The following is a 12,012-nucleotide window of genomic DNA, read 5'->3' on the forward strand; positions in this document are numbered from 1 at the left end:
CCATTATCATCAAAAAAGCTTTTGCGGCAACTCACTCCAAACTTGAACTTGAGTCATTGCTTTCCGATTGGGCGGATTCATCGCTGCTCTTTTCGGATTTGCCTTTATCAGCAACGGCACCTAAAACGCCGGACAGCACATTTGAGAATATACTAATCATTGTTGCGATATGCTGTGCTTTTATGACTGATATGGCGGTGTTAACAAAGGTATTGTTTATCATTGAGGAGCCGGTGCCATAGCTTGAAGCTACAAGAAGTTCCGCAAACATAAGGCGCTGCTTTTTGTTCTCTGACTTTTCTTCGAACAATTTGCAGCTTTTCAGGAATTCATCAGCTTCCTGAATCTCACTTACGATAACTTCCGGTGTTTCCTCTATGCCGCTCAGCATAGCAAGCGTTGAAAATGCAGAACCGTTACCAATCTCTGCTTTGTTTTCTTTTAACGTGTTATAGATCTGCATGACACTGTCGCATTTTCTCCTGATGTCACCACCTGTAAGCGCAAGTATCTCACTCAGCCCTTGTATGGAATCGGAGCCTATCTTGATCTTTAAGTCCTTTTTGAGATAATCAAGGCAAACGGTCATATCTTCGATGATCGAATCAACCGTTCTGTCAGAGAGCGCCAGAAGTATCACATAAGAGATATCCGAAGAATCTGTGAGTATCGGATGTAGCTTGTTCATACGCTGCAGGAGCTCGTTATGCTTTTCAATTACCGCATCGGTGTCATTCTGTCTACCAAGGTCACAAAGCAGCATGGCGGCAAGCACCATGTAGGAATTATCCTTGAAATGCCCCTTGTGCAGTTTTTTGTATACAGACTTGACATCATCGATATATTGTTCAGGATCATCTGCCAGAGTCATTTCACTGAGAAGCGCCAGTTTAACAGTATCTCTGTATTCTGAGAAAAATCCGGTATGCTTGTTTAGAAGGCTGCGGCATTCTTTCAGTTTATCGATATCTGCTTCCTTGCCGGCACCTGTGAATATCAATCCGGCTGCGATGTTCATCATATCTTTTTCAAACATGAACTTTTTTGAAATTGCTGAATGATTCCTCTCAAAAAGCTCGCATTTACTTCTTAATACTTCAGTCATAAGCCCCTCCTTATAATTGTTCTGCTGTGTTGTTTTCCGTTTCGGATAATTCCGGAATCTGCCATTTTTCATTCCACAGTGCTTCAATCTCAGGACGCTTTGCCTTTCTGATAAGGTACAGTCCCCAGACTGCAAGAAGAGCTTCGCAGATAGCTGATATCACCATAGCAGAAACCGGCAGTTCTGCGTGTTTGTTTACTTCAAATGCACTCACAAAAAAGTCATGCAGTCCGTGAGCAATAATACAGGGGATGATATTTCCGGTGCGAATATATACAGCACCGAAGAATATGCCGAGCATCGATGCCAGTACCGCCTGCATTGCGTGTATACCGACACGACCGTCCATAATCGCATTTGCAATATGAATAAGTCCGAATGAAATCGATGTAAACAAAAGGATCGGAAGGATATGTTTTTCACCCTTTAGCTGTCGTTTCATGTAGGAAATACCGATTGCTCTGAACGATATCTCCTCACAGACGCCGGCACCGACTGTGAAGATCACAGCGTTATAGGTAGGGATACCAAAGGTGAAATTGCCGGATACGACCGTGTAAGCAATTCCAAAGAATACGAACCAGTAGATCATGATCGGTGAAATGAGCTTCCACGATAGAGATGTTCTGCGAGGTTTCCATTTGTATTCCGGCTTGAACCAGTGATAATAGAAAAACAAAAGTATAATACTTGCGAAAATCGCACCTGTCATTGCAGCTGTTTCGACCAAAGGCCCATCATCGAATATTTCCTCAACTGTTCTGTTGCTGAACAGTATTACCATCGGTATTGACAATCCACAGCCAAGAACAATCTGTGCCATATAGAAATAGCCAAACATCATCAGCAGTGTGACAACTACGACCGCAGGCAGAGATTTGTTTCTTGATAGCCGGTGCTTTCTGATTTTTCCTTTTGACATATAAACCTCTCCTTTTTAAGTATACCATCTTACACTTAATTGATACATATGTTCATATTATACACCCATTTCATAGAAAAGGCAATAGGGGACAACCATGAATTTACACATATTCTATAAATGTCAATGATGACCGAATAAGAAAGAAAACTGCCCGTAATGGGCAGTTCATAAATACATTCTATGCTGTAATGAATTCATTCTGAGATATATGATACTTTATTTCAAAGATACTTAAAAACACTTGCTTCCTTGACTTTCTATGCTGCAGCAGTGTATAATATGAGTAAATAGTCCGGACCCCAAACAGCATATCCCACATTTTGCGTAAGGTATAAACGCTTCTAAGGAGAAAGATGATAAAATGAGATCAAAGGGAATAGCAATACTAGGAGCATTTCTTGTCGGAACGATGTTACTGGCAGGCTGTTCAAAGGAACAAATCCGTAAGGAACATGTTGGCATCCCTGCGGAATATGAGATCTTTCTGTTTGAAAAGGGCAAACTGAACCAGATTGAGATTAACATGTATGATTGGGAGGATTTCATTCAGAAATCCGGTGATGAAAAGAGAACAGGGAGTGTTTCGGAGCAACTTAAAGAGAAAGTATATGACAGCTGTAATGTCACTATAAACGGTGAAGAGCTTCAAAATGCAGGAATTCGTACAAAAGGTATCTATACACATCTCAAAGCCGTTGATACAGACAATGATCGATTCAGTCTGGTGTTGAAGTTAAATGAATTCGAAAAGCAGAAATACCATGGATTGCGAATGATTGACCTGAACAGCAATATCATGGATGCCACAGCGATGAAAGACGCCGTAACATACGATATGTGTAGGTATATCGGCCTACCAGCACCGATGTGCAATTATGCAAAGATTTCAGTCAATGGAGAATATTTCGGCTGTTACCTTGCGGTCGAACCTGTTGGAAAAGATTTCTGCAAGCGGAATTACGGCGAGGATTACGGAAGCCTGTATAAGCCGTTGCATGACTTGAGATATACTGGTATCTGGTCGGGAAAATACAAATATATCAAAGATATGGTGAAAATAGAGCGTTCTTCTTTTTCTAACGTGAAAGCCGCACTGAAAAGCGTTCATAACAAACGCGATATTGAAAATTATGTAGATGTTGACAGTGTGCTGAAATACATGGCTGTTCAGACTATGGTTGTCAATATGGACGGCTTGACAGGTGAAACTCTGCATAATTATTATCTGTATGAAAGTGACGGCAGGATTAGCCTGATTCCATGGGATTATGATATGGCATTTGGCGGAATGCTGTTATCAGATGAGGAAATGTTCAGCAAAAGAATGAAAGCAATGGAAACGGGCAGCTTTGATAAGGAAGAATGGCTCAGAGAAAAAGAAAAAGCGAATACGGCTGAAGTAAAAAAGATAGTTAATATGCCAATCTATACTCCATTTATCGGTGATCTTTCTGAGCGAGAGTTCTTTATGAATCTCCTTGATAATGAAGGATATAAAGAAAAATATCATAACTATCTCGCCATACTGGCAGAGCAGTATGTACAGGGCGGCGAACTTGACGAAACGATCACTATCTACGCAAATGAGATCAAAGACATTGTAGGTACAGAGCATAACGCACCATATTCAAGTGAAGAATATGCTGCTGCGGTAGAAATGCTCCGAAAATTTCTTCAGAAGAAGGCTGAATCCGTAATCGGACAACTGAACGGTTATATTCCGGCTGACCGCACGGGACAGGAACAAGAACCTGATAAGCTGATTGATGCTTCTGATATTGATGTCCGTTTGATGGGCTTTTCTGATTTTGATAAGAAAAAAATAGGCTTAAGGTAGGAGCAGGCATTTAATAATACAAGAAGAGAATAAAGTAAAACCGTCCATTTAGGCGGTTTTCTATTACTACCTAGGCTGTTATGAACTCCGTAGGAGATCTATGGTACTCAACGGCTGTTTCGAATACCATGTTGGACAGAGCTTTCTCTACTATAGCACTGGGATCTCCGTCAGGATGTATCCAGTCCTGTAAACTATCCTTATCAAGTATGACAGGCATACGGTTGTGGATATCTCTTACTGTACCTACTGCTTCTTTGGTATGGCAGGTGCTTTTTGCACTAATGGAGGAGGCGAACCGAAATGCTAAGTTCTGGGCAGGCGTACTTAATAGCCTGCGTAACAGAGGCGTTGAAGATATTCTTATTGCCGCCTGCACCGATAATCTGACAGGCTCCATAAAACAGCCGTACCTCATAAGGTACGGCTGTATCTGATTATCTGTTTACAATAAAGCCTTTTACTTCGTTATTTTTGCCTTCTATCCAACTGTTGAAGTAACATCTGTATGTATTTCCCGTATTTTGTTCTTTTATTGTAACTGTGGAAATATAGAGTTCTGCGCCTTTGCCTACGTTATTGTGCCTGATTCCGATCCCCTGAAGTCTTCCGATATTACGTATTGTGGAAACAACAACTTTGTTATCGCTGTTTCTTTCAAAATCATCACGATTAGGATCGTCAGGGAATCTTACAAAATCAGTTTCTCCTGCTGAACCGTAAAGCTTTATATCAACATCTGCATCAGTTCCTGCATAATTTTTATCTCCGACTCTTGCTGTAACATTATATACATACATATTTTCGCTCAGTTTTAGCTTCACAGATGTTTTTGATGAATTCAGCCAGCCTCCGTATACAGCATTGTATTCCTTTCTTGTTGCACCGTCTCTTACGATTATCTGTGCAAAACTCATTGCAGCGTCTTTACCTGCATTATCTGTTTTTACAGTAATATACTGCGGCTGTCCGATATTTTTATTTACAATTATCTCGTATTCCTTGGTAGTTCCCCTTTCAAAATCATCATAGTTTTCAGTGTCAAGAGAATAGAAGGAACTATCGGAAATTGCCCCGTGAAGTTTAACTTCGATATTTGCGTCTGTTCCTGCGCCGTCGACATCGCTCATAGTCAGCTTGATATAATATCTGTGACCGCTCATATCCATATAAAAACGATGAGAAAGATGACCTGATCCAAGCCACTGATTACAGGTTATTGCAGGATATACCTTGTTATTATTAGCGTCGATTATTTTGACACGCTCCAACTTGTATCCGGGGTCTTTTCCTGCGTTATTGCTCTTTATCGTAAAGCTCTGAATAGTACCGATATTGACATTTGTGCTGATAAGATAGGATTTTGCTGAACCTCTTTCAAAATCATCGTAGTCAGGAGTATCAAGGTTTTTAAAGCCGGTTTCGTTTTTATCACCGTGAAGATTTATCATAATATCAGCGTCGGTACCTGCATCTTTTTCATCTGCTGTTCTGATTTCCACAATGAAATAGTATAGATCTGATCTGACAGCGCTTGTACCGAAAACAGGGAAATATGTTTTTTCAGGATAGCACATATCGCTCTGGTAAGAACTGTCTGTAGCATTTTTCATAAATACGCCTTCTGTGTAGTCACAAAGATCGGTAACGGATACATAGCCGTCGTTATTGGTGTCAGCAGCTCTTGCCTTAGATGATGTGTTTTTATAGTCATAACCGGCGCCCTTGCACCATAAATTAGTGAAATTTCCTCCGACATTACCGCCCCATGCAAATTCGTATGGACGAGAAGCGGTTATGACAAAATAATTCTTGTCCTTGAAAACAGTAGCTCCTGTGTTTACGTTTTCGATAGCTGAACCTGATAAACACGACTCAATCATCAGCACCTTTTTGCCGGGGATCATATCCAGCATAGCTTTCAGCTTGGTATAACTAATAGTTGTTGTTCTTTTTCCGTTGAGGACAAGTGCAAGTATGCCTGAGTTTCCGTGGCAATTGATGTAAATATAGCTTATATTATAGCTTTTTACATTAGAGGCGAATAATTTGATATCGCTTTCAAGCTGAACAAGAGATCGGTTCTGAGCTCTTTTCAGAACTCTGATACTGTTGCGTTTGAACATCTCTGTTACATGATCGGCGTTAGCGTTTCGCTGTTTCCATTCTTCCTGTAATTCAGCCAATTCTGCTGCACGCTCTTTGGCGCTAAGATTTGAAGCAGGCTCTAAATGTGAAGCGGTGATAATAAGTCCATAATTTTCCATAACAATCTCTCCTTAATAAATAATAATTATTGATTTGATAAATGTGTTCTGTCTGTTGGAATTATGTTCGGCGCCTGAACTTTTCCGTACCTCTGTGGTATGGCCTTATTATAACAGGTTCTTGTGACTTTGAAAAGATGTCATTTGTCACTTTCTCAGTGACATATGTCACTAAAAAAATGACATATGTCATATCAGGAGCAAGAGCCAGATGTTGTGCATATATTATATTTCCTAAGATATTCACGATAAAAGTCAAATTGCTTAATACAAAAAAGGACGGCGTAAAGCCGTCCTAAATGATCTGTTATCATATCAAACTCTGTCAGATCTGCGTCTGTATTTTTCGGGATGTAAGAGGTAATATTCCTGCTTATCCTTGTACGGATCAGCAAGTCCGAGGTCTATCCAGACAGATGGACGAACCGATGCCTCCATACAAGTAACATAATCGCCGCCTGATGAAGAGTTATTTTTATCATTATCCGCCGCTCCTGCTTCAATAGGACCTTCATCATCGACCACAGCAGCAACAAATGCACTGTTGAGCGTTCGCAGCCACCACCAGCAGTTGCCTGTATCTTTGGATTTAGGCGCTCCATGAGCATGACAATATGCGGTTCCCTGACATAGACGTTCACTGTTTGAGCTGAAATATTTATTTGCCTCTATAACGCTCAAAATAAACACTTTATCCATAGTGTCATTGCCTTGTGATAATTTGTGGAACGGGTTTTCATCTGCTGTTACGACCGAAGTAATTATACTGTTCTGCTCTTCTGAAGAAAAAGCTTCATTCAAAAAATTATTATTAAGCCATTTACGCAGGAAACAGTTTTCCCACGGAACTTCTGCTGTGTGCTCCGAGTACGGCTGATTGTCAAGCGAGTATCTGCTTATGAGAAGCGCTTTATTATCCTCTCTTGCAAGCACAAGCCATTCTATATCCTCTTTACCGTTTGTCAAGTCATTATCCTGCTCATATGAACCGAAAGTTATATACGTCCCAACCTGCACATCAGGCGCAACAGTCTTTGTATCGGCGGTAACGGCTTCAACTGGTTCTGAACCGTTTTTATTATTTGAACAACCAGTAAAAGCACCCGCAGCGGCTATGCATAATGCACAGCCAAATGCGGTCATTGCTCTACGTTTCTTCATCACTTTATATCCTCGAACAGTGATTCATAGTATTCGGGAGTTCTTCCTTGTTCACTTGTTGTCACATATATCCAGCAAACAAGGTCGTCATCAAGCTTTCTCATATAGAAACAATCGAATGCCTTGCCGTCCCAATAATAAACTACATCTCTCGAAAATTCTTCGCTGCCAAGCTTTACCTTTTTACGTTCTTTCCAGTCAGCATTATCGCCATCATTAGTTATCTGTCCATCTATCCATTCCTTACAATAGTCCATAACATCTTCTGCGGTAACGTCCGCAGAATCAGGAAATCCGATCTTAGTATTCACAAAGAAAATCATTACTGCTTCCTTAGAATTTGTAAAATCAGCTTCCATTGCCTGCGCTCTTTCGCGCCTGATCTCTTCTTCATCGGTAAGCTCTGCTATGTAAGCTTCTTTTTCCTCGGGATCAGTATTATTAGGGATATAATTCAGTTCTCCGGGAACATTGAGTTTGATATTTGCATATTCATTGACGTATACGCCGTCCTTAAACAATCCTGCTTTATAATTAGTACCTTTCAATGCAGGATCGGGTTCTACAACCGTCGGCGGATCAAGTATAGTCTCAGGCTCGGGCTGTGCCTTGAAGCCGTCGCCGTAGCTGAGACCGTAGCCTCTTTCGAGCCAGCTATTGTCTGTGCGTATCTGGTCTAATGAGCTGTACCACGGTGACGGGAGTTTGCCTGTAAAGTCTGAACAGCCGCAGAGAACATCGGAAATACCCTTGCCCTCAGAGCCCGGGAGATAGCACATAACCACGCTGTCCCAGTCATCGTATACTCTCTTGTTGATGAGAACATTTCTGCCTGCCACGATACAGGTAACAGTGGGCTTGCCGAGAGCTTTTGCCTCTGCACGGGCTTCTTTATTGCCATTAAGACCAAGCGTGCCGAAAAGGCTCATATCCTCGGTATCGCCGTTCCACTCGGCGTAGTTCTGCTCGCCAAGGCAAAGCAGTACCACATCGGCTTTGTCTGCCTGTTCCGAATCTGTGATGACTTCAATGCCGTAGTCCTCAGCGTATCTCTCGAAAGCTTCCAGTATGGTGGTAACTCCTGGGACGTCCTTCGAGTTCGGACCGTTCCAGTCCATAGTCCAGCCGCCGCACTGTGCCCTGCAGCTGTTTGCCGCAGGTCCTGTGATATAGACCTTTGTGCCCTTTTTTAGCGGAAGCACGTTATTCTCGTTTTTGAGAAGCACAAGGCTCTCTTCAACAAGCTTTTCGGCTATCTTTCGATATTCAAGAGAGCCAGTTTCCTTCTGCTTTGTTTGGAGGTTCTCGCAGAGCGGATCGTCGAATATGCCTGCTTCCTTCTTGACCTTGATTATACGTGTAACAGCGTCGTTCACACGCTCCTCGGTTATCTCTCCGCTGCCTACAGCATCAACGATTATCTGCTTTGCTTCGTCATATCTGTCGGTCTCCATGAGCATATCTATACCTGCATTAATGCTCGTTATTACCTGATCTTTATACGAATCTCCTGATATATGCTGTATAGAGCCCCAGTCGCTGACGATGAAGCCCTCAAAGCCCATCTCGTCCTTCAGTTTCATGATATACTCTTTATTCTCGTGCATTTTCACGCCGTTCAGCGATGAATGGCTTATCATTATGGTCTGTACGCCTGCGTCTATCTGTGCCTGATATACCTTGAGAAGCCCCTCTATCTCCGCATCTGTGAGCTGTGCATCGCCGCGGTCTATACGCTTGAGTGGTGCGCCCTCCTCGCCTGTGCCGTATACCACATTACCGTCAGCAAAGAAATGCTTTGCGCAGGCAACGAGTCCGCCGTCTATAAGACCTTTTGTGTAAGCGGTACTGAGCTTAGTTATGGTGTCAAGGTCAGAGCCGTAGGACTCATAGGTACGTCCCCAGCGCGGATCAACGGACTGAGCCACGCAGGGCGAGAAGTTCCACAGCATATGACAGAGCTTTGCTTCGTCGGCTGTAATAAGACCTACCTGGTAGGCAAGCTCCTCGTCGTTTGCTGCACCCTGTCCGATATTATGGGGAAAGTATACCGCATCTCTGCAATAATTGACGCCGTGAACGTCGTCCTGACCGTAGATATATGGAATACCTGCCTCTGATTCAATAGCTGCATTCTGGAAGCCGTCAACGGTCTCACACCATTCATCGGAATCTATACAGCCTACAGTGGACAGGATACTGCCGTAGTCGTTGGCTTTCATGTCATCCGCGGTGATGTTATATACCGCAGGCTGAACCATCTGGTTTGCTTTCTGTTCGAGAGTAAGCTCACCTACGATCTCCTCTGGAGTCATAGAAGCATATCTCTGATACTTGGGACCGTGGTCCTTAACTGTGCTGTCAGAAGCGATTTCAACTTCCGATTCTGTCGCCGTATCTGATGATGATGATGAGTTTGGTTTTTTCTCCGCACATGAGACTGTTGAAGCCAACAGCGTCAGCGGAAGTAATAATGCGATTGCTTTTTTCATGTGTGCTCCTTTCGGTACGTTTGAAATTATATCTGATATTGTAATTATTCAGCCCATCAGTTAATGTTAATATTATATCATATTATGTAAACAAAAGCAAGTAAATGCGTACAGGCGATTGATTAAATACTATCGTAATTCTAAAAGAGAAACCTCCCGTGAAAGGGCGGTCATCAAATTAGTATATTTTCTTAGTTCTTTTTCATGAATTCTTCCAATGACATTGGATTTTCTTTTGTAGTCGATACATATGCGTAGTACGAAAGAATATTGGAAGCGTCAACTGCATTTATGTTTCCATCATGGTCTACATCTGCTGCAAGCTTCTGTGCAGCTTATTCGATAGATGTAGAATTAGTCTCAGTTGTTGTGGAATTATCTTGGTATTCATATTCAACATCCTTCTGCTCAATTCTCCAATTCTGAGCATCTTCATCGAATACTATTTTAAATGTTACTTCACCATGTGTTTCTTCAAATATTGCATTTGGTGTGTTATTAAATTTCCTTTTAAGCGTGAAAGAGTTTTCGGTCACATCAGTTACGTCTATCTGATCGTCTGACCAGTGATTATCTAAAATATATTCATTATTGAGACCTTTCTGATATAATTCGCCCTCATACTCGATAAATGTATATGCAAGATCTATTTTTCCGTCAGCCGGAAGAGTATCTGATGTAAATGAAGGTCCGAATAATTCATAGTTATTTGTGTACTCAGCATTTACAGAATAGAATGGATCATAATTTTTACCATAATAAGTATTGTATAGCTCCTTCAGACCATCCATAGTTTTTTCGGCAAGTCTTTCATCAATAGTTTTATAATATACCACATCAATATCAGTTGTCCAACCGTCATACTGCATGGTGTATTTAAGCTCTATACCCTTATTTGCATAATCCGCTCTTGTACGTGCTGCAATATCAAAGAAGCACTCATAATCCCAATAATTATCAGTAAGCTTATGTGCTACTTCTTCAGGAGTTAAATGCTTTGCCTCAGTTACTGTGGTAGTTGTCTCAACAACTGATGTAGTTGTGGTAACATTTGTTGTTACAGAAGATGTAGTAGTAACTTCTGTCTCTGATGATGAGCTTACAGCCGGAACCGGATTCTTCATATTGCGGAGCAGATATCCTCCGCCACCGATGCCACCTGCGATTATAGCAAATGTCGCTGCCATACTTGCAAATTTTATCCATCTTGGACGATTGTATCTTTCCACACCATATACGCTGTTATTGTTTCCCTCATCAGTATAATTTGATATATTCATTTTTTCCTTAGTCATATTAAACATCCTCTCTCTGGCTGAATCTGACAGCGAAGGATACTCTTTTGCAATTCTGTTTGCAGTTTCAAGATCAATGTCGAATTCATTGAACATTTCATCGTTCTTTTTCATACATGTTCCTCCTCAATAATTTATGCCGACTTCACAAAGCATCGTTTTCAGCTTTTGTCTTGCACGAACGCTTCGTTTCTGTACAGCGGCTGCTGTCATTGAAATTGCTTTCCCTATTTCAGCTACTGTCATATTGTAGTAGTACTGCTTTATTATGATCGTCGTGTCAGGTTCACCTAATTCTTTTATTTTATTAAGTAAGATGGAATTACGTTCTGACATCTCAGTAGATTCTATTATGTTTTCTCCGGACGATATTTCTATGAATCCTTCATCATCGGTTGATATGGTTCTATCAGCTTTTACACTAAGTTTTCTGTACATATCTATTGCTTTGCGTTTGGCGATAACTCCGATAAATCCTTTCAGGTCGCCATCGCGCTCACCAATATAATTTATCCTTTTGAATACCTCAGTAAAAACATCACTCACACATTCCTCTATATCTTCCGTAGTACCGCAGTTTTTTAGTTTAGTTGCAGCTATTACGTATACATAATTGCAGTATTCATCAAAAACTACTCTCATGCACTCTTCCGGAGATCGTTCCATGTATTTCTTGAACTCCTGATCTGTCATATGTATTCCTCCTATTCAGTTCAGCGATCGCTTTCATTATATACACTCGTACTTGTGATATCAAGTAGGACATTTTTTCTAAAAAAATATTTTATCACATTTTTGGGGGACTTTCAATGTTTTGAAAAGAAAAAAAGCATTTAAATAATCACAAATGTATTTTTTCAAAGAAAGGACGGCGTAAAGCCGTCCTAATAATTTTTATTTCATTGAAGCTTGTCTCCATAATGGCGCAGG

The 12,012-nt window shown here is 41.2% G+C and carries 9 protein-coding genes and 1 pseudogene; 2 read left to right on the plus strand and 8 right to left on the minus strand.

The window, feature by feature from the left end; all coding sequences use genetic code 11:
* Positions 1–31: 31 nt before the first annotated feature.
* Positions 32–1,105 (minus strand): DUF4003 family protein, encoded by a 1,074-nt coding sequence (locus tag T497_RS0109495; protein ID WP_028515408.1) that lies wholly within the window; start codon positions 1,103–1,105, stop codon positions 32–34.
* Between the two features lie 10 nt (positions 1,106–1,115).
* Positions 1,116–2,027 carry a CPBP family intramembrane glutamic endopeptidase gene (locus T497_RS0109500; protein WP_028515409.1) on the minus strand — a complete coding sequence of 304 codons (912 nt, stop codon included), beginning with the start codon at positions 2,025–2,027 and terminating at the stop codon, positions 1,116–1,118.
* A gap of 364 nt (positions 2,028–2,391) precedes the next feature.
* On the opposite strand from T497_RS0109500, the gene T497_RS0109505 reads away from it, so the two are divergent.
* Positions 2,392–3,867, plus strand: coding sequence for a CotH kinase family protein (locus tag T497_RS0109505; protein ID WP_028515410.1), 1,476 nt, complete (start codon positions 2,392–2,394; stop codon positions 3,865–3,867).
* Positions 3,868–3,937: 70 nt separating this feature from the next.
* On the opposite strand, the gene T497_RS18945 is transcribed toward T497_RS0109505, so the two are convergent.
* Positions 3,938–4,153: an SOS response-associated peptidase family protein gene (locus T497_RS18945; RefSeq protein WP_431602425.1), complete on the minus strand. Its 216-nt coding sequence runs from the start codon at positions 4,151–4,153 to the stop codon at positions 3,938–3,940.
* A 10-nt stretch (positions 4,154–4,163) separates the two neighbouring features.
* Here T497_RS18945 and T497_RS19030 point away from each other — a divergent pair.
* A pseudogene (locus tag T497_RS19030) lies at positions 4,164–4,262 on the plus strand (transposase); the annotation flags it as partial.
* A gap of 42 nt (positions 4,263–4,304) precedes the next feature.
* On the opposite strand, the gene T497_RS0109515 reads toward T497_RS19030, so the two are convergent.
* From T497_RS0109515 to T497_RS0109535, 5 genes are all read right to left on the minus strand, one after another.
* On the minus strand, positions 4,305–6,134 hold the full coding sequence (locus T497_RS0109515) for a PLAT/LH2 domain-containing protein (RefSeq protein WP_028515411.1): 1,830 nt from the start codon (positions 6,132–6,134) through the stop codon (positions 4,305–4,307).
* 315 nt (positions 6,135–6,449) lie between these two features.
* Positions 6,450–7,295, minus strand: a complete 846-nt coding sequence (locus tag T497_RS0109520; RefSeq protein WP_028515412.1) for a DUF6273 domain-containing protein — start codon at positions 7,293–7,295, stop codon at positions 6,450–6,452.
* The gene (locus tag T497_RS16460) at positions 7,295–9,787 is read right to left on the minus strand and encodes a glycoside hydrolase family 3 protein (RefSeq protein WP_051530608.1); all 2,493 of its coding nucleotides are present in this window, start codon (positions 9,785–9,787) and stop codon (positions 7,295–7,297) included. Before T497_RS16460 ends, T497_RS0109520 begins: the two co-directional genes overlap by 1 nt.
* Positions 9,788–10,122: 335 nt before the next feature.
* Positions 10,123–11,196 (minus strand): hypothetical protein, encoded by a 1,074-nt coding sequence (locus T497_RS0109530; RefSeq protein ID WP_028515413.1) that lies wholly within the window; start codon positions 11,194–11,196, stop codon positions 10,123–10,125.
* Positions 11,197–11,208: 12 nt separating this feature from the next.
* Positions 11,209–11,775 (minus strand): sigma-70 family RNA polymerase sigma factor, encoded by a 567-nt coding sequence (locus T497_RS0109535; protein ID WP_028515414.1) that lies wholly within the window; start codon positions 11,773–11,775, stop codon positions 11,209–11,211.
* Positions 11,776–12,012: the final 237 nt, after the last annotated feature.

The sequence above is a fragment of the Ruminococcus flavefaciens MA2007 genome, from assembly GCF_000621845.1.
Taxonomy (GTDB): domain Bacteria; phylum Bacillota; class Clostridia; order Oscillospirales; family Ruminococcaceae; genus Ruminococcus; species Ruminococcus flavefaciens_E.